The following is a 22,427-nucleotide window of genomic DNA, read 5'->3' as shown; positions in this document are numbered from 1 at the left end:
ACCGCTTCGGCCCGGATCAGGCCGAGTCGGGGGATCTCTCGTGCAACCATCTCGCGCGCCTGCTCGTGAGAAAGGGCGGTACTGCGAGAGGAGAACGATGCGAGCCGAGGAAGAGGAACAGTTCCGCGTCTTCGCCAGAGAGAAGGCGGCGTCGTTACGTCGAATGGCCTACCTGGTGTGCGGTGACTGGCACCTCGCCGAGGATCTCGTCCAGACGACGCTGATCAAGCTGCACGGCGCATGGTCGCGAGTGCAGCGCAAGGACACCGTGCACCGGTACGTCCACACCGTGTTGATGCGCTGCTGGCTCGACGAGTTCCGGCGCCCGTGGCGGCGTCGAGAGCACCGCGACGGCGTCGTCCCGGAGGTCGTGGACCCGGCCGTCGACCCGGCCTCGGCCGGGCAGCGCGACTGGGCCAAGGGCGTCGTGCATCGCGCGCTGGCCAGCGTGCCACCGCGTCAGCGGGCGGTCCTGGTGCTGCGGTACTTCGAGGATCTCTCGGTCGCCGAGTCCGCCGCGATCCTGCGGTGCTCAGAGGGAACGGTCAAGAGCCAGACGTCCCGAGGGCTGACGGCCCTGCGGGCGGCGATGGAACGCCAGGACGAGGACCTGCCTCGGCTGGCCGTGGAAGGGATGGCGTGGTGAACGAGGACGAACTGCGGGCAGGCCTACGGGCCGCCGTGGCCGGGGAGCCGCCGATGCGGCTGGACCCGGATCGGATGGCGACGAAGGCGGAGGTCCACACCCGGCGACGGCGGTCCATGTTCGGCGCGGCCGTCGGCACCCTCGCGGTGTTCGGCGCGGTGGCGGTCGCCCCGGCGCTGACGGGGCAGGGCGGCGGGGACGGGATGTCGGCGGCGGCGATCTCCTCCTCGATGGCGCCGCCGCCCCCGGAAGCGGCCGAGCGGCTGCCCGACCTGACCGACATGGAGAAGCTGGCGATCCTGCCGGACGGGTTCGTCTTGGAGGAGCCGGAATTCGTCTGGCCGCCTGAGGGCGTGTCGGCGCCCGAATACTCGAGGGGAGAACTGTACGAGCGGAGCCAGGCGCTGCGGCCCTACCTGGACGAGCGAATCGATCAGGTGGTGCCGGAGGCGTCGGGGGCGTACTACACGGAGGCCTTCGGCACGGAGGGCGTCGGCGACATCGACGAGGACGCGCGGTCAGTGGGCGCGCCGATCTATTTCGAGGATTCGCTCGGCGACGGCATGGCCTTCGTCCAGGTGATGGCGGGCGGGCCGCCCGAGCGGGACATCCTGTGTCAGCCCGGCCAGTTCGCCTGCGGCTATCAGCTGCTCGACGACGGCTCGTTGCTGGTCGCCTACGCGCATGACGCGAGCCAGACCATGACGGCCGGGTTCGCCAGCGTCAACCATCTGCGACTGGACGGCGAGGTCGTGCGGTTCAGCGCCTATGACCACGGCCGGATCGTCGGGGACGAGGTACCGGACCTGCGAGACGGGCCCAGCCTGAACTGGGACCAGCTGATCGAGCTGGCCACCGACGAGTCGATCACCATCTTCTAGAACGTCATGGCGATGCAGCCGTGAACCAGCCAGGGGCAGACCCGATCGCGGGTGTGCCCCGGTGCTGTGCGTGGCACCGCCGAGGCCGCAGCGTGTCGGCGCCGCTGCCGCCGAACCCCACAGCCGCCCAGCCCGTCGCCGTCGAACCCGCAGCCGACGAGGCCTTAGGCTCTTCGGGTGACCGCCACGCCGCCCATCCCCAATGTCCTGGCCGCCCGCTACGCCTCGACGGACCTGGCCACCCTGTGGTCGCCCTCGCACAAGATCGTGCTGGAGCGCAGGCTGTGGCTCGCCGTGCTGAGTGCGCAGGCCGAGTTGGGCGTCGCCGTTCCCGAGACCGCCCTGGCCGACTACCAGCGGGTGCTGGAGCAGGTCGACCTCGCCTCGATCGCCGAGCGGGAGCGGATCAGCAGGCACGACGTGAAGGCCAGGATCGAGGAGTTCAACGCCCTGGCGGGCCACGAGCAGGTGCACAAGGGGATGACCTCTCGGGACCTCACCGAGAACGTCGAGCAGTTGCAGATCCGGCTCAGCCTGCTGCACGTCCGCGACCGCGTCGTCGCCCTGCTCGCCAGGCTGGGCAGCCTGGCCGCCCAGAACTCCGAGCTGGTGATGGCGGGCCGCTCGCACAACGTCGCCGCGCAGGCCACCACGCTGGGCAAGCGCTTCGCCAGCGCCGCCGACGAGCTGCTGTGTGCCTATGACCGGCTGGAGGACCTGCTCGGGCGCTACCCGCTGCGCGGGATCAAGGGACCGATGGGCACCGCCCAGGACATGCTCGACCTGCTCGACGGGGACGCCGACGCTCTGGCGACGCTGGAGAAGACCGTCGCGACCCACCTCGGCTTCGAGCGGGTGCTGACCAGCGTCGGCCAGGTGTATCCGCGTTCGCTGGACTTCGACGTCCTGACCTGCCTGGTGCAGCTGGCGGCGGCGCCGTCGAGCCTGGCCACGACGGTGCGGCTGATGGCGGGCCACGAGCTGGTCACCGAGGGCTTCAAGCCGGGACAGGTCGGCTCCAGCGCGATGCCGCACAAGATGAACACCCGGTCCTGCGAGCGGGTCAACGGGCTCGCCGTGGTGCTGCGCGGCTACTCGTCGATGGTGGGCGAGCTGGCGGGCGACCAGTGGAACGAGGGCGACGTCTCCTGTTCTGTCGTGCGGCGGGTCGCCCTGCCGGACGCCTTCTTCGCCTTCGACGGCCTGGTGGAGACCATGCTCACCGTGCTGGACGAGTTCGGCGCCTTCCCGGCCGTCGTCGACCGCGAACTGAACCGCTACCTGCCGTTCCTGGCCACCACCAAGGTGCTCATCGCGGCCGTGCGCGCCGGCGTGGGCCGCGAGACCGCGCACGAGGTCATCAAGGAGCACGCCGTGGCCGCCGCCCTCGCGATGCGGGAGCAGGGCGCCGAGCAGAACGACCTGCTCGACCGGCTGGCCGCCGACGAACGCCTGCCGCTTGATCGCGGCAGGCTGGCGGAGCTGCTCGCCGACCGGCTCTCCTTCACCGGCGCGGCCACCAGCCAGACCTCGGCCGTGCTCGCCCGGATCGGCGAGGTCGTCGAGCGTCATCCCGGCGCCGCGTCCTACTCGCCGGGCGCGATCCTCTGAGCCGAGCGCAGCCCGCCCGGGGCGTCGCTTCTGATCTGCCGGGCGGTGACGGCGAGGGCGGGCAACCTGCTCCGACACCCCGTCGCCGCGCACGTCCACCGGACGGCATCGACCCCTTCACCTGGGTTTTCCCAGGCAGGGTGCAGGGTGAACACCGGAGGTCGCCGCCGTGCTCACCGAGGCCGTCGGCGAATCGGCGAATCGAGCAGGGGAGTCGCGGCCATGGCCGGTCAAGTGAACATCACCGCCCCGCTGCCCGCCGCCCTTGCGAGCGCATCCGGCGCGGGCGAGGTGTCGTCGGCGGGATTTCAGATCGACATCGAGGCGGTGCCCGCCTTGCGTGAGCGGCTCCTCATCGCGATCGAGCACCTGCGCGAGGCGGGCAGTTCGGCCGAGGAGCTGACCGATCTCAGCGCGCCGGGCGACGATCCGGCCAGCACCGCAGCGGTGCCGGAGTTCGTCGGGCGGGCCACCGATCCGGCGGGTTCGCTGGCCACGACGGTGGCCGCCGCCGTCTCCGCGTTGCACGACGTGATCGCCCGGCTCGATCGGGCCGCAGTCCGCCACCAGGCGATGGACGAGGGGCAATCCGACCTCCGCACCACCTCGACTCACCACTCGGAGTGATTCATTCGTTATTGACCCGAGACTCACGGGGACCCTGCGATGATCGGCCCGTCGTACGAGCTGGGAGGCCCGGCGTTGCCGATCGTCTTGGAACGATCCGAACTGAATCTGCTGTGGCGACACCTTGAGCTGGGCACCAGACCGCTGACGCTGGCCACTCGCGAGTGCGGCGTGACCCTGGCGGAGGCTGCGGAGTTCGATCGGCGCAGCGCCGCGACCCTGCGCGAGCGCGGACTGCTGGACGGGCCGGCCGTCCACCCTGAGCTGGCGGCGGCGCTGCACTGCCTCGCCGCGCCACGTCATGCCGTCGACCTGCGGTGGACGGTGGAACCCGGCCGGGAGATCCGAGCCATGGCGGCCGAAGACGGCAGGCGCGGCGCCCGAGGCGTGCTCGACGAGGAGCGGCTCTTCGTCGACGATGTCCACCCGACGGACGTGATCCCCTCGGTGATCGCCGTGTTGGCCGAGATGCGGGCGGGCACCGGCCAGATGGTGCGCCTGCCCGCCCCGGTCGTCGAGGCCGCCGGGGCGGACGGGCCCCCATCCGACGCGCGGTTCGAGACCGCTTTGGTGGAGCACGGCATCCCGGCCGGTGAGGCCAAGGAGGTGCTCGGGATGCTTGGCACCGCCCGGCTGCGGGGCGGCCAGCTCGGCGTGACGAGCCGGGATCGGCTGGGCGTTCCTCACCGGGCGCCCTGGGTGATCGACGTCTACGACACCGTGCAGGGCCGATACGCCGTGCACCATCGGGACGACTGGATCACCGTCGCGCCTGCGGACTCCGCCCGGCTCGCCGAGATGCTCCGGGAACTGCTCGAGGCCGGGACCGAGGAGGCGTGATCCGGATGCCCGGACGGCGCGGCGAGCAGGACTCGGCGAAGAGACCCGGGTTCGGGTCCGGTCGGCTCGAGCGAGGTCGGCTCGAGGTGACCGACCGTCGGAGGTGCCACCCGGACGGCCCGCCAGATCGAGTCCAGGCCGGCGACCAGCGCATCCGGGCGGCCGACCCCGTGATCGCCGCCACCCGCACCCGTTCGGCATTCCGTCCACGTCGAGCCTTCGATCGCCCGCCGGGACTCGCCGACCTGCTGACGAACCCGCTATCGCCGACTTCGCTCGGGAGGCAGCCGACATGACCGCCACCAACTGGGACGGCATCGCCCACCAGCAGCTCGTCGACTGGTTCCGGGCGGGCTCGACCGACTCGGCCACCGCCTCGGCCGTCCGCTGGCGGGAGCATGTCGGCGGCAGTCTCGGCCGCGTCGCCGAACTCGTCGACGGCGCCCTCCGGGACGGCGGTGCGGTCTGGCACGGGGCGGCGGCGGAGGCGATGCGCGACGGCGTGTCGCCACTGGCGCGGTTCGCCCTCGACGCGCAGGACGCCTCGGTGCGCATCGGCACGGGCGTCGATCAGTGGGTGGCGGCCTTCGAACACGTCACGCGGGAGCTGCCTGCGCCGATTCGCGTGACCGACGACGAGGCATGGCGTGACCAGCCGGTGGCGGCGCTCCTCGGCACGGTGACCGACCGCGAGGCCGTGGAAGGGCAGGCGCGCGAGGCCGAGGAACGCGCCAGGGCCCTGGCGCGAGCCTACGAACGCACCGTGGGCACGACCATCGACGAACTGCCGCTCTTCGCCCCGGCCCTGCCTGCGGGCGCGGCCGGGACCGACCGGCCGCCCGGCGCCTCGGCTCCGCACCCGCCCGCACCGGCGGCGGGACTGCCTGCACCTCTGGGCCAGCCGGACGCGCGACCTGGCTCGCACGCCGCGCCGATCAGCGGCCTCGGGGAGGCCGCCCGTCGAGCCGGGCCACCGAGCGGGCCGGGCCTGCCCGGCCGGTCGCCGCACACGCCGCAGGGCACCGTAACGCCGTACCAGTCCGCACCGCAGCACCCGGCCGCGCCGCATCCATCCCCGTCGTATTCGCCGCCGGGGATGCCGGTGCCCGGACACTCGTCACCGGCTCCCCCCGCTGCACGGACCCCGCAGGCCCAGCCGCCGCAGGGTCCGATCCCACCGGGTCCGGCTCCGCAGGGTCGGATTCCGCAGGCCGCGATCTGGCACGGCCGAGGTTCCCCCGGCGCGACTCCGCAGGCTCGGACCCACTCCGGCCCGGCGACACCTGCCCCGTCGCAGGCCGCACCCCCGTCGGCCGGCGTGGGCCCGACACCCGGCGGGGCGGTTCCGGGCCTGCCGCGTGCGGGGTCCGGCGGCTCGACACACACTGCTCCGGGCGCCCGGAATCGGGCGGTCGCACCACCCGCGACGGCCTCGCATCCCGGCACACCGCAGGCCACGTCGATCAATCCACCCGCACCAACAGGCTTCCACCCACCAGGTCCGAGCGTCGCCGGGCCTGCCTCCCGGCCGCCTGCGGCCCAGCCGCCTGAGCTCCAGGCACCCATGCCCCAGGCACCCGGTTCCCCGGCCGCCCCGCCGCCCACCCAGCCCTCGGCGGAGCCCACGCTCGCCCAGCAGTTCGGTCCCGAGGCCGTCCGGCAGTACGACATCGCCGACTCGGCGGGGGGCTCGGGAAGCGCGGGGAGTTCGGCGGCGCCGTTCCAGCCATCGGTGCTGGACCGCCCCGCCTGGGGGCCGGATGCGGGGCCGAGCCGGTCGGCGCCGAGGAGCTCCGGCCACGCCCACCAGCGGGAGCGCGATGCCCCGGAGTACCTGGAGCCGGTCGACGAGATGTGGGGCGACACCGGTCACGCCGCGCCTGCCGTCCTCGGCGACGAGCTGTTCGACCAACGCTGACCGGCGGCCGGACCCGTCATGAGTCCGGTACGGGTCCGGCGCGGTCAACGGTGCGAGCAACGGCCCGTCCGTGGTCTGGCCGCGAGTCGCCGCGTCGGAGTAGACGCTGACGCTGGAGACGAAGGTCCAGTGCCCGGCGTCGGCGGCAAGCGCCGCGCGTGCCTCGGCCACCCGGGGCAGCGAGGACGTCGCGACGTCCACCACGGCATCGAAGCGCTCGCCCGCCAGCTCGGCGAGCGCGTCCGGCCGGTCTCGGTCCACCACGACCGACCGTGCCCCCGCAGCGGCGATCCGCTGACCCCCTCGGTTGGCGCACACCACCTCATGCCCCCGGCGGACCGCCTCGGCGGCCGCGGCCTTCGAGAGGAACACGCCGCCCGACACCAGTACACGCACGAGAGGTGACTCTCCGCCGCCCGCCCGCTGCGGGGAAGACGCGTTCGCCGAGGCGTTGAGTCTCAGCCGGGGTGTGCCTGCGCCCACCCCGCCCGCGACGTCGGTCGAAAGCACTGCTCAGGTAGCCTCGGTGCCACATTCCGCCGACCTGAACAGCTGGAGCAGCAGCAGTGGCCCGAGTCGTCGTCGACGTCATGCCCAAGCAGGAGATCCTCGACCCCCAAGGCCAGGCGGTGGCAGGCGCGTTGCCCCGGTTGGGCTTTCAGGGAGTGACGAGCATCCGTCAAGGCAAGCACTTCGAGCTGGAGGTCGACGACTCCGTCGACGACGCCACGCTCGAACGCATCGCCGAGACGCTCCTCGCCAATCCGGTCATCGAGGACTGGGCGATCCGGAGGGAACAGTCATGAAGGTCGGGGTGATCACCTTCCCCGGCACCCTCGACGACGTCGATGCGGCGCGTGCCGTCCGCCTCGCGGGCGCGGAGGCGGTCTCGCTGTGGCATCGGGACGCCGACCTGCGCGGTGTCGACGCGGTGGTGGTGCCCGGCGGGTTCTCCTATGGCGACTATCTGCGCTGTGGCGCGATCGCCAGCTTCGCCCCGGTGATGACCGAGGTCGTCGCGGCTGCGGGCCGGGGAATGCCGGTGCTCGGCATCTGCAACGGCTTCCAGATCTTGTGCGAGGCCGGGCTGCTGCCCGGCGCGCTGGTGCGCAACGCCGGACTGCACTTCGTCTGCCGCGACCAGTGGCTGCGCGTCGAGCGCACCGACACGGCCTGGACCGGCCGCTACGAGGCAGGCGCGGAGATCATCGTCCCGCTGAAGTCCATGGAAGGTCGCTACGTCGCGGACGAGGCCACCCTCGACACGCTGGAGGGTGAGGGCCGGGTCGTCCTGCGGTACCTCGGCGACCCGCCCAACGGCGCGCTGCGCGAGATCGCGGGCATCAGCGATCCCAGCGGCCGGATCGTCGGCATGATGCCGCATCCGGAGCATGCCGTCGACGCGCTGACCGGCCCGAGTGACGACGGGCTCGGCGTGTTCCTGTCCCTCCTCGACGCGATGGTGAGCGTGTGACCGGCAACGAGCAGTCCGTAGACACGAACTCCGCCGACACGAACTCGGCAGCCACGAGCTTCGTCGACACGGTGGAGCACGCCCGGGCCACCCCCGACACGGCGCAGCCGCATCGGGAACTGGGCGTGAAGGACGACGAGTACCAGCGCATTCGCGAGATCCTGGGCAGGCGGCCCACGGACGCCGAGCTGGCCATGTACTCGGTGATGTGGAGCGAGCACTGCTCCTACAAGTCCTCCAAGGTGCACCTCGGCTACTTCGGCGAGACCACCACCGAGGAGATGCGCTCGACGATGCTCGCGGGCATCGGCGAGAACGCCGGTGTGATCGACATCGGCGACGGCTGGGCCGTCACCTTCAAGGTCGAGTCGCACAACCACCCGTCGTACGTGGAGCCCTACCAGGGTGCGGCGACCGGCGTGGGCGGCATCGTCCGGGACATCATGGCGATGGGTGCCCGGCCGGTCGCGATCGCGGACCCGCTGCGCTTCGGCCCGGCCGACGCACCCGACACGAAGCGGGTGCTGCCCGGTGTGGTGGCAGGCGTCGGCGGTTACGGCAACTGCCTCGGGCTGCCCAACATCGGCGGCGAGGTCGTCTTCGACGAGAGCTATGCGGGAAACCCGCTGGTCAACGCGCTCTGCATCGGCTCGATGCGCGTGGAGGACCTCCACCTGGCTCATGCGTCCGGGGTCGGTAACAAGATCATCCTCTTCGGTGCTCGGACGGGTCTGGACGGCATCGGCGGCGTGTCCGTGCTGGCCTCCGACAGCTTCGCCGGGGGCGACGCGGGCGGTGGTCGCAAGAAGCTGCCCGCCGTGCAGGTCGGGGACCCCTTCGCCGAGAAGGTCCTGATCGAGTGCTGTCTCGAGCTGTTCGGCAGCAGGCTGGTCGTGGGCATCCAGGACCTGGGCGGCGCGGGGCTGTCCTGCGCCACCTCCGAGCTGGCCTCGGCGGGCGACGGCGGAATGCGCGTCGAGCTGGACCGGGTCCCGCTGCGGGCTGCGGGCATGACCCCGGCGGAGGTCCTCTCCAGCGAGTCGCAGGAGCGCATGTGCGCCGTGGTGCGACCGGAGGACGTGGACGCCTTCCTGGCCGTGTGCGAGAAGTGGGACGTCACCGCGACGGTGATCGGCGAGGTCACCGAGGTCTCCGAGGAGGAGACCGCCCGAGGCGGCAGGCTGATCATCACCTGGAACGGCGAGGTCGTCGTCGACGTGCCGCCGCGTACCGTGGCCCACGAGGGCCCGGTGTATCGGCGTCCGGTGGCCCGGCCCGCCGATCAGGACGACCTCATCGCGAACGACACCTCCGGTCTCGCGCGGCCGAGCGGCCCCCAGGAGCTGAGTGACACGCTGCTGCGGATGATCGCCTCGCCGAACCTGGCCAGCCGGGCCTGGGTGACCGATCAGTACGACCGGTACGTGCAGGGCAACACGGTGCTGTCGCAGCCAGCCGACGCGGGAATGATCCGCATCGACGAGACGACCGGTCTCGGCGTGGCGGTGGCCACCGACTGCAACGGGCGTTACTGCAGGCTCGACCCGTACACGGGCGCGCAGCTCGCGCTGGCCGAGGCGTATCGCAACGTCGCGGTGAGCGGTGCGGTTCCCGCTGCGGTGACGAACTGCCTGAACTTCGGCTCGCCGGAGGACCCTGGCGTGATGTGGCAGTTCGAGCAGGCGGTGCGCGGCCTGGCCGACGGCTGCCGTGAGCTGGGCATCCCCGTGACGGGCGGCAACGTCAGCTTCTACAACCAGACCGGCGCCACGGCGATCCTGCCGACGCCGGTGGTCGGCGTGCTCGGCGTCATCGACGACGTCCATCGGCGGATCCCCAGCGGGATCGGCAACGAGGCGGGCGAGTCGTTGCTGCTGCTCGGCACGACCGCCGACGAGTTCGACGGCTCGGAATGGGCCCGCGTCGTGCACGGTCACCTGGGCGGCAGGCCGCCGAAGGTGGACCTCGCCGCCGAGCGACTGCTCGCGGAGGTCCTCTTCGCAGGCTCCCGCGACGGCATGGTCTCGGCCGCACACGACCTCTCCGAGGGCGGCCTGGCTCAGGCCGTGATCGAGGCGGCGCTCACCGGGCAGACCGGCTGCCGCATCGTGCTCCCGGAGGACGCCGACCCGTTCGTCTGGCTCTTCTCGGAGTCGGCGGGCCGGGCGCTGGTGTCGGTCACCCGCACCGAGGAGCTGCGGTTCACCGACATGTGCACCATGCGCGGACTGCCGTGGACGAAGGTCGGCGTCGTGGACCCCGAGGCCGACGCCGTCGAGATCCAGGGCGTCGGCGACTTCCCGCTCGCCCGGCTGCGCGAGGCGTGGGAGGGCACGCTGCCTGCCCTGTTCGGCTGAGGTCGCACACACTGATCGATGGTCCGGGCCGTCGGCGTCCCATGCGGATGCCCGCGGCCCGGACTGCTTGGTGGTCCCTGCCTGGGGAGTGCCCGCGTCACGGCCTCGGCGGCGTCGTTCCGGCGGCCGCCGGAACAGCTGATGCGGCCGTAGACCGGTCGACGGCGATGGTGGCGGACGGCGGCGGGTCGTCGCGGGCAGGCTCGAGCCGTGCGGTTCCCGACCTGCCCTGATCGCCAGCCGGGGCCGCAGAGGCCGCCGGGGCCGCAGAGGGGCCGCCGGAATCCTGCGGCCCGCAGCGCGCGACATCGCCTGCCGATCATGATGGACTCGTCCGCCCACTGCCGACCGTCATGGATCGGGGTGCGCACCCGCCCACAGGTGCGCACCCCGGATGATCGTGGTCGTCGGAATCATCCGTTCGCGAGCGCCTGGAGCCGGTCGTGGGCGCCGTTGAACCAGTTCTGGTCGCCGGGGAAGATCCCGCTGTCCGCGTACTGCCAGATGGTGTGGAATCCCCAGCCGTTCGGCAGGGTGCCCACCGAACTCGCGTATCGGGCGATCCACAGCGGGTTCGTCGCACCGAATCCGCCGTTGTTCCCCGTGCAGGTCTGCCACCAGCTCGTACTGGTGTAGATCGTCGGGTAGCGAGTGGTCAGCCGGTGGACCTCATTGCTGAAGTCCCTGATCCAGGCCACCATCTGGGACTGGCTCAGCCCGTAGCAGGTCGCGCCGTAGGGGTTGTACTCGATGTCGAGTGTCGGAGGCAGCGTCCGGCCGTCCTTAGACCAGCCGCCGCCGTTGGCCACGAAGTACTTGGCCTGTGCCGCTCCTGTCGAGCGATCGGGCAGGGCGAAGTGGTAGGCGCCGCGGATCATGCCCACGTTGTAGGAGCCGTTGTACTGCTGGGCGAAGTCCGGGTTCCTGAACCCGGTGCCCTCCGTGGCCTTCACATAGGCGAACTTCGCCCCGTTCGCCCAGGCGTTGTCCCAGTTGACGCTGCCCTGCCAACCGCTGACGTCCATGCCATGGGTCTGGCTGGCCTGCTTCGTAGTCATGTCAGGACTGCCGTGTCGTCCTTCGTGCTTCACGATCTGAGAGCCCGCGTAGTGCTCGTTGGAGCCCTCGGGAAGTGGTGTCTCCTCGGTGGTCTGCTCGGTCTCGACGGCAGTCCGGCCCGCGATGGCGGGAGTGACCGCACCCAGAAGGAGCAGCGTGGTGGTGGCGGCGATGATGCCGACTCTGGCGCGTAGGCGATTCGTCTTGGTCAACTGGCACCCCTACGTGAATTCCTGTCGGAATATCCGACTGAGAGTGAGGGTCGGGTGAGTAGCCACGGAACATGAAGAGTGGCTCGTGATTTCCCGCTCACCGTAAGTCGGATACCGCCGTCCCGCCCGGAGACCGCACGCGACCGGGCGAGCCGAGTGAATCCGTCTCGAGATCGGGTTGCGAAGTCCCGGCGCGGCCCACTCCCACCGTCGAGAGTGGACCGACACGGACCGAGTCCGGTCGCTTCGACCCGAGCCGACCGGCGCCGAGTCGGGGGCCGTCGCGGGGCGCGCTCGCCGGGGACGCGCCGTTGACCAGCGTGATCCCCGTCGGTCCTCCGTTCTCGATCGAGCTGTGGCCGTCTCTCCGGGGCGCCGAGGTGGGATGTCGTCGGCCCCGCGTCGACCGGGTGTCGCCCGCTGGCGCAAGTGACCGGACAAAAGGACACGGAACGCGGTCCTGCGGTGACGGCGGGCGATCGACACCGCTTATGCTTATCGCCTGATCGAGTGGTCTTGGCGAACAGGAGTGCTTCCGTGGCAGGAGAACGTCCTTCTTGGGTGCCCAGCGAGGTCGACGTGGAGCGACCGAGCGCGGCTCGGATGTACGACTACTTCCTCGGCGGAGCCCACAACTTCGCCGTCGATCGGCAGATGGCCGACCAGGTGATCGCGACGTTCCCCGGCACCAGGCGGTTCGCTCAGCTCAACCGCTCGTTCCTCCGTTGGTCGGTGCGTCTGCTGCTCGACGCCGGGGTCCGCCAGTTCATCGACCTCGGTTCCGGCATCCCCACCGTCGGCAACGTCCACGAGACCGCGCAACGCATCGATCCGACCGCCAAGGTGGTCTACGTCGACAACGATCCGGTCGCCTATGCGCACAGCCGGTCGATCCTGGCGCACGACAAGCAGGCCGCCGTCGTCAACGCCGATCTCCGTGACGTCGACGCGGTGCTGACCGACCCGACCGTGGTCGACCTGCTCGACCTCAGCGAGCCGGTCGGTCTGCTCACCGTCGCCGTGCTGCACTTCATCCCGGACGCGGACGACCCGGCGGCCACCCTCGCGCAGTACTACGAGGCCGTCGCCGCAGGCAGTCACCTGGTGGTCTCGCACGGGCTCGCCGAGCCGGTGCACGAGGGCGAGCAGGAGGACGAACGCGCCACCACCGTCAAGAAGGTCTACAGCCGCAGCGCGACTCCGCTGACCCTGCGCACCGAGGCGCAGATCGCGGAGCTGTTCGGTGACTTCGCGATCATCGACCCGCCTGGGGTGGTCAACGCGGGACTGTTCAGCGGCGGCGACCTCTATGCGGGCCCGGACCCGGACTGGGCCCCGGGAGCGGTGGGCGTTGGACGGAAGGCGTGACCCCCGACCCGCGTCGGCCGAATCACCTTGCGTCGTATGCTGCTGACAACTGGTGATACTCCAGACGGGTGATGGGGGGAGGCTGTCGTGACAGTTCCTGCCCGTCGCCACGGCTGTCGGGATCACCCGCCGCCGCCGAACGGACGAGGCGGACGATGCCATGCGGGGCGAGGGATTCGGTCGGGCGTTACCCTCGAACTCGTGGTTGACGATCCGGCTGCGGCCGGGTGCCACGGAACGGTCCCCGGCGCGTCACGGCAAGTCGCGACGCCGCCCGCCGACCTGACGCGGCGGCCCGTGTCGTCGCCTCAGCGGTTCGAGACTGGTGAGCAGGCCTCATTGTGCGCATGACGGAGCGACCCGGCGACCCTGCGGGGGCCGGTGACCACGACGCGGATCACGCGATCGCGGCCCGACGACTCGCGCAGGGGTGGGCTGCGGCGATCAACGGCACGAGCTATGTGTCGATGTCCCAGGACGAGGTCGTGGAGTACCTCGTCGGGTTGGCGACTCGGATCCTCACGGCGCTGGCCGCAGAGCCGTTCAACGCCCGCGCCGCCTGGGAGGTCGGCGTCGACCTGGTCGACAGCCACTTCACCAGCTCCGCCACGTTGGAGCGCAGCATCACTCTGCTGGGTGAGGAGATCACGCAGGCCCTGCCCGACCTCGCCGCCGGGCGGGTGTCCGCGGTGCAGGGCGCGCTCGCGGGCGGTTACGGCTACGCGCTGCGGCAGCGCACCCTCCACGAGCAGGAGGCGATCCGCGAGGCGGTGCTCGACGCCCGCGAGCAGGCCGAGGCGGCGCTGCGCGCCAGTGAGGCCCGCTTTCGCGCGCTATTCACCGAGGCCGCCATCGGCATCGGGCTCGCCGACGTGGACGGCCGGATGCTCGACGCCAACCTCGCCCTGCAGCAGATGCTCGGCTACTCGCTGGAGGAGTTCCGGGGCTTCTCTCTTCAGGAGTTCCTGCATGCAGGCGACCCGGAGTCCACTCACGAGGCGTACCGGCAGCTGACCAGAGGCGATCGCGAGTACTTCCGGGCGGAGAAGCAGTTCTTCCGCAGCGACGGCGACTCCGTGTGGACCAACCTCACCGTCTCGCTGGTCCGTGGTCCCGACGGCGAGCCGCAGTATCAGCTCGCGATGATGGAGGACGTCACCGACCGCCATCAGCTTCAGGACCGGCTGCGCTATCAGGCGCTGCACGACCCGCTGACCGGGCTGGCCAACCGCGCGCTGTTCCTAGACCGGCTGGCACGCGTGTTCAACCGACCGGAGCGCGATCGCCGAGTAGGCCTGTGCTTCATCGACCTCGACGGGTTCAAGGTCATCAATGACAGCCTCGGCCATCACGTCGGCGACGAGCTGCTGGTCGCGGTCGCGAAACGGCTCGCGGCGAGCGTCGCCCTGAACGACTGTCTGGTGGCCCGCCTCGGCGGCGACGAGTTCGTGCTGCTGGCCGAACGCAGCTCCGGAACCGATCAGCTCATCGAACTGGGCAACCAGGTGCTGGACGTGCTCGCCGACCCGATCAGGATCGGCGGCCACCAGCTCTCGGTGTCGGCCAGCATCGGCATCGTCGAACGCCCGGTCGTCGCGGGCGGCTCCGGCGACCTGATCCGGGACGCCGACGTGACGCTGTACTGGGCGAAGTCCGAGGGCAAGAGCCGCTGGGCGCTGTTCGACCCGGAGCGCAATGCCCGCGAGGTCGCCAGGTTCCGGCTCTCCGCCACCATGCCTGCGGCGCTGGAACGCGAGGAGTTCTACGTCGACTATCAGCCGCTGGTGGCCTTGGCCGACGGACGGGTCATCGCCGTGGAGGCCCTCGTCCGCTGGCAGCATCCCGAACACGGCCTGCTCGCTCCGGACAGGTTCATCGGGCTGGCCGAGGAGACCGGACTCATCGTCCAACTCGGCCGGTGGGTGCTCGAACACACCTGTCGACAGGCGCGGCAGTGGAGCGACGAGTTCGGCGACGACGCACCCTTCGTCAGCGTCAACCTCGCCGCCCGCCAGTCGCGGGACCCGTCGCTGGTCAGCGACGTCGAGTCCATCCTGCGAGAGACCGGACTGCGGGCAGGCCAGCTCCAGCTCGAACTCACCGAGAGCGCCGTGATGGGCACGGCCGAGGATCAGACCAGCGCGTTGCGCAAGCTCTATGACATGGGCGTCCGCATCGCCATCGACGACTTCGGCACCGGCTACTCCAATCTCGCCTACCTGCGACGGCTTCCCGTGCACGAGCTCAAGATCGCGGGGTCGTTCGTGGAGGGGCTGCGGGTGGCGGGCAGGCCCGACCCCGTGGACGAACAGATCGTCGGCGCACTGGTCACACTCGCGCACGCCCTGGGCCTGACCGTCACGGCAGAGGGCGTCGAGACGGCGGCGCAGGCGGAACGACTGCGGGACATCGGCTGTGAGGCAGGTCAGGGCTGGTACTTCGCCCGGCCGGGGCCGCCTGCGGCGATCAACCGCCTGCTGACGGCCCAGCGGCGGCACTAGCGTCGAAGGGCGACCGGGCGGGGATGCCCCGTGGTGGCCTCCGCGCGCATCCGACGCCCGGGACCGGCGACTGGACGGCCCGCAGGTCTTGCGAAACCGACCGATTCAGGAGCAGCCCGGATGCCCGTCGTCGGCGTGTCGACGGGCGTGGTGATGACGAGACACCTGGCCGTCCCTGCGGTCCTGCTCATGTCTGCGCGGTGTGTTCAATGCCAGCAGCGCCGCCGAGTCGACCATGGCGAGCTGGCTGAATGCCTGCGGGAAGTTGCCGGTGAACCGCCGGGTGTCGGAGTCGTACTCCTCGGAGTACAGCCCCACGTCGTTGGCCAGCGCCACGAGCCGGTGGAACATCGCCAGCGCCTCGTCACACCGTCCGGAGAGCTCCAGCGCGTTGACGAACCAGAACGAACAGGCGATGAACGAGCCCTCCCGGCCGCTCAGCCCGTCGACCGGCGAGATCCCGGGGTCCGTGGAGTAGCGGTCCACCAGGTCGCCGTGTCGCAGATCCCGGTCGATCGCCGCGATGGTGCCCAGGATCCGATCATCGGTGCCGGGCAGGAAGCCCAGCATGGGAAGCATCAGGGTGGCGGCGTCCAGCTCGGTCCCGCCGTAGTACTGCGTGAACGCGCCGAGCTGATCGTTCCAACCGTCCCGGAGCACCTCGGCATGCACCCGGTCTCGCAGATCGCGCCAGCGCTCCACCGGCCCCGGCAGACCGAACTCCTCGACGGCGTGCACCGCACGATCGAAAGCCACCCAGACCATCACCCTGGAATGGGTGAAGTGTCGTTCCGGTCCGCGCACCTCCCAGAGACCTCGGTCCGGCAGCCGCCAGATCCGCTCGAGGTCATGCAGGAGGGCGCGCTGCAGTGCCCAGGACTCGGCGGTCTCGGCGAGCCCGCGCTCCCTGGCCAGATGCAGGGCGTCCATCACCTCGCCGTAGACGTCGAGCTGCCGTTGCCGGAACGCGTTGTTGCCGACTCGCACCGGCCCCGCACCGTGGTAGCCGGTCAGCCAGTCCGCCTCCCATTCGAGCAGGTGACGGCGACCGTCGATGGCATACATGATCTGCAGGTCGGCCGGATCGCCCGCCACCGCGCGCAGCAGCCAGTCCCGCCAGGCCGCCGCCTCCGCCCCGCAGCCCAGCGAGTCCAACGCGAGCAGGGTCAGCGTGGCGTCCCGCAGCCAGCAGTATCGGTAGTCCCAGTTGCGCGATCCGCCGAGCGCCTCCGGCAGTGACGTGGTCGGGGCCGCGACGATGCCGCCGCTCGGGGCGTAGATCAGTCCCTTGAGGGTGATCAACGACCGGCGGACGGACCCTTCACAGGGACCGGTGTACTGGATCTTCCCCGCCCACTCGCGCCAGAATCGCTCGGTCCGCCGCAGGCACTCGGCCGGGTCCACCCAGGCCGGGGGCGTCTGCGCGGTCCACGAGTACTGCATCACCCAGGCGCGGCTCTCGCCCGCACCGAGCGTGAAGATCGCCTCGTGGGCGCGCTGATGGGGCACCGGCTTGGGCAGCGGCTCCCCACGAAGCACCACGGCGTCGGGGCCCGCGACGGCGAAGATGCACTCCGTCGACTCCTCCTCCTGGACCCGGCGGACCCACGGGACCGAATCGGCATACGCGAAGCGCACCACCCAGTCGAGTCGCATCTGCACGGAGCCCGAGATCCCGTAGACGGTGCGGATCAGTCGGGTCGGCAGGTCTTCGTGATCGGGATGCGGCTCCATCGCGTCGACCAGGCGTACGACGCCGTGCGCGGTGTGGAAGTCGGTCTCCAGGATCATCGTGTCGTCGCGATAGCGACGCCGCACCTCGATGACCTCCTCGACCGGCGTGATCCGCCAGTGGCCTGCCCGGTCGTCGCCGAGGAGCCGGGAGAAGCAGGACGACGAGTCGAACCGGGGCACGCACAGCCAGTCGATCGATCCGTCCTTGCCCACCAGGGCGGCGGTACGCAGATCGGAGAGCATCGCGTAGTCCTCAATGAGACCGGGCAGGCCCGCGCCACTCGCGGGCGGCACCTCCGACGAGGGGATGTGTGGTTCTGCGGACAGCCCCATGGATCGAACGGTAAGCCCATCGACGCGCCGCTGCCTGCCGGCGGCCGGCTAGGCTGCACGGCATGGCTGCGCGACGTCGGCTCGATCCGCACGAGGTCAGGGCCGCCGTGACGGCGGTCCGAGGCTGGCTGGACGACGAGGCGGCCGCCCCGCCGGAGCGCACGGTGCTCGCCGCCGCGGTCCGGCTCAGCCTCCGAACCCTGGAGCAGATCGCGCCGGGTCACACCGTCGAGGTGCGGGTGCCGCCCTTCGCGGCGGTGCAGTGCGTGGCGGGCCCGCGACACACCAGGGGAACACCGCCGAACGTGGTGGAGACCGATCCGCGCACCTGGCTTGAACTCGCCACCGGCAGGCTGACCTGGTCCGATGCGCTGGACGAAGGCCGCGTCAGCGCCTCCGGCTCGCGCGCCGACGTCTCGCACTGGCTGCCGCTGTTCTGACGTCCTGCGCACCGCTCGACCCGCCCGGCGGCCCGCCCGCGATCACGACCGCACGAACCAGGCGCATCCGCCCGTCGTGGACGCCTCCTCGGCGACCTCGTCGCTGCCCCGCGTCTGGCCTGCCTGACTGCGTCGTCCGACGTTCGGACGCCGTCCCATGCGCCCCGAGGACCTCTTGCGCCTCTCCCGTCGCTCGACGCCCCGCCCCGGCCGGTGGGTCGCGCGACACGTCGGGGCCACCGGCATTCGGACTACACTCGGGCGGTATCCCGCCTTCCATCCATAGGGAGATCTCGGTGGTCGTCCACCAACCGGCGGCAGCAGGCGCCAACGGCACAGAGAAGGCAACCCTCGGCCCCACGGCAACCCCCGGCTCCGCACCGGCCGACATCGACAAGGACGTTCCTCGCGAGGAATGCGGTCTGTTCGGCGTGTGGGCCCCGGGCGAGGAGGTCGCGAAGATCACCTTCTACGGGATCTACGCACTTCAGCACCGCGGCCAGGAGGCGGCGGGCATCGCCGTCGGCGACGGCCGCAAGGTCGTGGTCTACAAGGACCTCGGCCTGGTCAGCCAGGTGTTCGACGAGCAGGTGCTCTCCTCGCTGCGAGGACATGTCGCCGTCGGACACACCAGATACTCCACCACCGGCTCCGGGAAGTGGGAGAACGCCCAGCCGACGTTTCGCACCACGGCGGCGGGCAGCGGCCTCGTGCTCGGCCACAACGGCAATCTGGTGAACACCGCCGAGCTGCTGAGCCGCGCCGTGGAACTCGGCGCGGTGGGCACCGGCGGCGCCGCCGACATGGCGGCCACCACCGACTCCGACCTCGTCTGCGGCCTGCTGGCCCATGCCGCAGCGGATCTCACGATCGAACAGGCCGCGCTGGACCTGCTGCCGACCGTCCGAGGCGGCTTCTCCCTCGTCTTCTCCGACGAGTCCACCCTCTACGCCGCCCGCGATCCGCAGGGCGTGCGACCGCTGTGTCTCGGCAGGCTCGAACGCGGCTGGGTCATCGCCAGCGAGACGGCGGCACTGGACATCGTCGGCGCGTCCTTCGTTCGAGAGATCGAACCGGGCGAGCTGCTGGCCATCGACTCCGACGGCCTGCGCAGCTCGCGCTTCGCATCCCCGGACCCCAAGGGCTGCCTGTTCGAGTACGTCTACCTGGCTCGTCCCGACACCACCATCTCCGGTCGTTCGGTCCATGCCACCCGCGTCGAGATCGGGCGCAAACTCGCGGCGGAACACCCGGTCGAGGCCGACCTGGTGATCCCGGTCCCCGAGTCGGGGACGCCCGCCGCGATCGGCTACGCGCAGGCCTCCGGCATCCCGTACGGGCAGGGTCTGGTCAAGAACTCCTACGTGGGTCGGACGTTCATCCAGCCCTCGCAGACCATCCGCCAGCTCGGCATCCGGCTGAAGCTCAACCCGTTGCGCGAGGTGATCAGGGGAAAGCGCCTGGTCGTCGTCGACGACTCGATCGTGCGAGGCAACACGCAGCGTGCCCTGGTTCGCATGTTGCGGGAGGCCGGGGCGTTGGAGGTTCACGTCCGGATCGCTTCGCCGCCCGTGCGGTGGCCGTGCTTCTACGGCATCGACTTCGCCTCCAGGGCAGAGTTGATCGCCAACGGCGTCGACATCGACGGCGTCCGCCGATCAGTGGGCGCGGACACATTGGGCTACGTCTCCCTGGAGAACCTGGTCGCGGCGTCCGAACAGCCGAGAACCCGCTTGTGCGCGGCGTGCTTCGACGGCGAGTACCCCATCGCCCTGCCCTCGGATGAGATGCTGGGCAAGAACCTGCTGGAGGCCTGGGACGCGGACGTCTCGGGTACGGCAGGGCCCGCCGAACCGGTGGTGCCGAGTTCGTACGGGGCACAGGATGCCGTGCAGCGCCCCTGACGCAGCGCAACGCGACTACCTCGACCACCTGGTCGAGGTGGTCGCCGTCCGGCGATGGTGCGACAACCGTTACGTTGTGGATCTAGATCAGCGCGTAGCGTGGTTGTCGAGAACGCTGGCAGGGCCCGCTTTCCGGCGGCGCCGGGCCTGACGAGGCCCTTCGACCCCTCAGATATGTCTTCGGATGACATGGAGCCTGTTGTGACTGCCCAGACCGAGATGTCAGGTGCCACCTATGCCGCTGCCGGAGTGGACATCTCCGCTGGTGACGAGGCGGTAGAGCGACTCAAGCCCTGGGCGGCCAGGGCGACTCGTCCTGAGGTGCTCGGCGGGCTCGGCGGTTTCGCCGGGCTCTTCAAGCTGAAGCTGGACCGCTGGCGTGAGCCGGTGATCGCATCCTCCACCGATGGCGTCGGCACGAAGATCGCCATTGCCCAGGCACTGGACCGGCACGACACGGTGGGCATCGACCTGGTCGCGATGGTGATGGACGACCTCGTGGTGTGCGGTGCCGAGCCGCTGTTCATGCAGGACTACATCGCGGTCGGCAAGGTCATCCCGGAGCGCATCGCCGAGCTGGTCAAGGGCATCTCCGAGGGCTGTGTGCAGGCGGGCTGCGCCCTGCTCGGCGGCGAGACCGCCGAGCACCCCGGGCTGATGGTCCAGGGCGACTACGACATCTCCGGCACCGGCGTCGGCGTCGTCGAAGCCGATTCCGTGCTGGGTCCGGACCGGGTCCGCCCCGGCGACGTGGTCCTGGCACTGGGCTCGTCCGGCCTGCACTCCAACGGATACTCGCTGGCCAGGCACGTGCTGCTGGACATCGCGCGGATGCCGCTGTCCGGGCACGTCGAGGAGTTCGGCCGCTCCCTGGGTGACGAACTGCTCGAGCCCACCCGCATCTACGCCAAGGACTGCCTGGCGCTGATCGCCGAGACCGATGTGCGGACGCTGTCCCACATCACCGGCGGCGGCCTGGCAGGCAACCTCACGCGCGTCATCCCCGACGGCCTGACCGCCGTGCTCGACCGGGGCACCTGGACGCCCTCGCCGGTGTTCTCGCTGATCGCCCAGCGTGGCCGGGTGGCCCGCGAGGAGATGGAGCGCACCTTCAACATGGGCGTCGGCATGGTCGCCGTGGTGGCCGCCGAGGACACCGACCGCGCGCTGGCGCTGCTCACCGCCCGCCACGTCCCCGCCTGGGTGCTCGGTGAGGTCGCCCGCTCCGGCGACGTCGCGGTGAACACCGACGGCACCGCCGCGCCGAGGGTGACGATGATCGGTCAGCACCCGCGCTTCTGACTCGACGGGCGTGGCCTTCGGCGATCCGAGCCGATCCTGGTGAGCCAAGAGGCGGCGAAGCCGATGGCGGCCGCCGGGAGCGTGGCGGCCTCCGTCCGCGTTTCCACGGCGCGGTCCGGGGCCCCGAACTTCCGTGCTCTGGTGCTTGTGCTCGGCATCGTCGACCTTCAGCGCCGTGGATTCGCGATCCGATAGCCGTCGATTCATCGCCGTCGACTGCTGATCAATGTCGTCGCGCTCCCCACGGTCGGTCGGCCCGGTGCTGCTCAGCGGCTCGGCTCTGTCGTTCGCGACGGCTGAGACCGGCCGGTGAACTGCGGCCCTGTGCCGACCGACGGCCGGTGTGGGCTGCCCGCGTCGAACGCGGGCAGCCCGGTGCTCGGGACCCGGAGCAGCGGCTCAGCGCCGCCGAGGCGCCACGGACTGCAGGACCTCGTCGAGCTGACCGGCGAAGCGACTGCGGTCGGTCGGCGTCATGGTGAACCAGCGGCCGCCGCTTCGATCGGGTTTGTGCTGGAGGAGGTACCGCCCCGCCACGGTGTCCAGGATGTCGGCGCGGAACTCCGACTTCCGCGTCCGCCCACTGAGCTGGTCGAAGCTGCGGGCACTGAACTCGCCGAATCGCACTCGCCTTGCCGAGAGCACCGTGGCCAGCATGTCCGCGTCGGCTGGTCGGATTCCCGACTGGATGAAGGCGTTGCGTGCCGCACCGGAATCGCGACCGATCAGCTTTCCCGCTGCCTCGATCTCGGCCGAGGAGCAGTTCACCGACCGACCGGGGCCTGCCTGATGCTCGGGAAGCAGCCCGGCCGCCGCCCACGGCAGTCCGGAGCCGCGTACCGGGTCCAGGTTCAGGTCACGATCATGAGGGTGGCGGTCCTTGTGCCCATGATGGGCGGCGAGCACGGCGAACTCCCCGCTTGCCGCGATCACGGCGTCGATCTCCTCCATACCGCCCAGCTGGATGAAGGCCCAGATCGACTGGGTGGGACGGGCGAGTACCCGGAAGGCGTTGACCAGGAACGGGTGGAGTTCGCCGCGTTCCACCAGGCCCTTGCGCTCCAGGCCCTGCCAAGCCTGTCGATGCAGCTGCCTGCGCTCGTCCTCGGTGTCCCCGAAACCGAGAAACTGGAACGCGGTGGGCAGTGCGGTCTTGAGTGTGGTGAGAATGCTGTCCACCTCTAGGGCGGACAGAGTGATGCGCCCCCTGACGTCCACTG

At 70.7% G+C, this 22,427-nt stretch carries 17 protein-coding genes; 14 read left to right on the top strand and 3 right to left on the bottom strand.

What is annotated here, in order from left to right; all coding sequences use genetic code 11:
• The first annotated feature begins 97 nt into the window (after window positions 1-97).
• From UA74_RS29475 to purL, 9 genes are all read left to right on the top strand, one after another.
• Window positions 98-646, top strand: a complete 549-nt coding sequence (locus tag UA74_RS29475; RefSeq protein ID WP_075743087.1) for an RNA polymerase sigma factor — start codon at window positions 98-100, stop codon at window positions 644-646.
• Window positions 643-1,527: a hypothetical protein gene (locus UA74_RS29470; protein ID WP_157434510.1), complete on the top strand. Its 885-nt coding sequence runs from the start codon at window positions 643-645 to the stop codon at window positions 1,525-1,527. Before UA74_RS29475 ends, UA74_RS29470 begins: the two co-directional genes overlap by 4 nt.
• 177 nt (window positions 1,528-1,704) lie before the next feature.
• Window positions 1,705-3,138, top strand: coding sequence for an adenylosuccinate lyase (gene purB / locus UA74_RS29465; protein ID WP_075743085.1), 1,434 nt, complete (start codon window positions 1,705-1,707; stop codon window positions 3,136-3,138).
• A gap of 222 nt (window positions 3,139-3,360) precedes the next feature.
• Window positions 3,361-3,765 carry a hypothetical protein gene (locus UA74_RS29460; protein ID WP_157434509.1) on the top strand — a complete coding sequence of 135 codons (405 nt, stop codon included), beginning with the start codon at window positions 3,361-3,363 and terminating at the stop codon, window positions 3,763-3,765.
• A 39-nt stretch (window positions 3,766-3,804) separates the two neighbouring features.
• Complete coding sequence (locus UA74_RS29455) at window positions 3,805-4,605, top strand: ESX secretion-associated protein EspG (protein WP_075743083.1); 801 nt, start codon at window positions 3,805-3,807, stop codon at window positions 4,603-4,605.
• Window positions 4,606-4,897: 292 nt separating this feature from the next.
• Complete coding sequence (locus UA74_RS29445; RefSeq protein ID WP_075743081.1) at window positions 4,898-6,523, top strand: hypothetical protein; 1,626 nt, start codon at window positions 4,898-4,900, stop codon at window positions 6,521-6,523.
• 566 nt (window positions 6,524-7,089) lie between these two features.
• Window positions 7,090-7,329 (top strand): phosphoribosylformylglycinamidine synthase subunit PurS, encoded by a 240-nt coding sequence (purS, locus tag UA74_RS29435; protein ID WP_075743079.1) that lies wholly within the window; start codon window positions 7,090-7,092, stop codon window positions 7,327-7,329.
• Complete coding sequence (purQ, locus tag UA74_RS29430; protein ID WP_075743078.1) at window positions 7,326-7,997, top strand: phosphoribosylformylglycinamidine synthase subunit PurQ; 672 nt, start codon at window positions 7,326-7,328, stop codon at window positions 7,995-7,997. The genes purS and purQ overlap by 4 nt, the downstream gene beginning before the upstream one ends.
• 71 nt (window positions 7,998-8,068) lie before the next feature.
• Window positions 8,069-10,354: a phosphoribosylformylglycinamidine synthase subunit PurL gene (gene purL / locus UA74_RS29425; RefSeq protein WP_075766372.1), complete on the top strand. Its 2,286-nt coding sequence runs from the start codon at window positions 8,069-8,071 to the stop codon at window positions 10,352-10,354.
• A 413-nt stretch (window positions 10,355-10,767) separates the two neighbouring features.
• On the opposite strand, the gene UA74_RS29420 is transcribed toward purL, so the two are convergent.
• Window positions 10,768-11,625 carry a lysozyme gene (locus tag UA74_RS29420; protein WP_075743077.1) on the bottom strand — a complete coding sequence of 286 codons (858 nt, stop codon included), beginning with the start codon at window positions 11,623-11,625 and terminating at the stop codon, window positions 10,768-10,770.
• A gap of 537 nt (window positions 11,626-12,162) precedes the next feature.
• On the opposite strand from UA74_RS29420, the gene UA74_RS29415 reads away from it, so the two are divergent.
• On the top strand, window positions 12,163-12,993 hold the full coding sequence (locus tag UA74_RS29415; RefSeq protein ID WP_157434508.1) for an SAM-dependent methyltransferase: 831 nt from the start codon (window positions 12,163-12,165) through the stop codon (window positions 12,991-12,993).
• Between the two features lie 347 nt (window positions 12,994-13,340).
• The gene (locus UA74_RS29410; protein WP_083683806.1) at window positions 13,341-15,494 is read left to right on the top strand and encodes a putative bifunctional diguanylate cyclase/phosphodiesterase; all 2,154 of its coding nucleotides are present in this window, start codon (window positions 13,341-13,343) and stop codon (window positions 15,492-15,494) included.
• Between the two features lie 105 nt (window positions 15,495-15,599).
• Here the strand turns inward: UA74_RS29410 and UA74_RS29405 are convergent, their stop codons facing one another.
• Complete coding sequence (locus UA74_RS29405; RefSeq protein ID WP_075765860.1) at window positions 15,600-17,561, bottom strand: glycoside hydrolase family 15 protein; 1,962 nt, start codon at window positions 17,559-17,561, stop codon at window positions 15,600-15,602.
• 62 nt (window positions 17,562-17,623) lie between these two features.
• Here UA74_RS29405 and UA74_RS29400 point away from each other — a divergent pair, with 62 nt between their 5' ends.
• The 3 genes from UA74_RS29400 to purM all read left to right on the top strand — a co-directional run bounded on the left by UA74_RS29400 (window position 17,624) and on the right by purM (window position 21,207).
• Entirely contained in the window at window positions 17,624-18,001 is a 378-nt protein-coding gene (locus UA74_RS29400; RefSeq protein ID WP_075765858.1) for a sterol carrier family protein, read from the top strand.
• Window positions 18,002-18,390: 389 nt separating this feature from the next.
• Window positions 18,391-19,905: an amidophosphoribosyltransferase gene (gene purF, locus UA74_RS29395; RefSeq protein ID WP_075744375.1), complete on the top strand. Its 1,515-nt coding sequence runs from the start codon at window positions 18,391-18,393 to the stop codon at window positions 19,903-19,905.
• A gap of 189 nt (window positions 19,906-20,094) precedes the next feature.
• Window positions 20,095-21,207, top strand: coding sequence for a phosphoribosylformylglycinamidine cyclo-ligase (gene purM, locus UA74_RS29390; RefSeq protein ID WP_075743074.1), 1,113 nt, complete (start codon window positions 20,095-20,097; stop codon window positions 21,205-21,207).
• 399 nt (window positions 21,208-21,606) lie between these two features.
• On the opposite strand, the gene UA74_RS29385 is transcribed toward purM, so the two are convergent.
• Window positions 21,607-22,425, bottom strand: coding sequence for an ESX secretion-associated protein EspG (locus UA74_RS29385; RefSeq protein WP_198042878.1), 819 nt, complete (start codon window positions 22,423-22,425; stop codon window positions 21,607-21,609).
• Between the last annotated feature and the right edge of the window lie 2 nt (window positions 22,426-22,427).

This window comes from Actinoalloteichus fjordicus, from assembly GCF_001941625.1.
Classification (GTDB): Bacteria; Actinomycetota; Actinomycetes; order Mycobacteriales; family Pseudonocardiaceae; genus Actinoalloteichus_A; species Actinoalloteichus_A fjordicus.
Note: the sequence above shows the minus strand (reverse complement) of the source record. Positions and strands in the feature narration are given on the sequence as shown.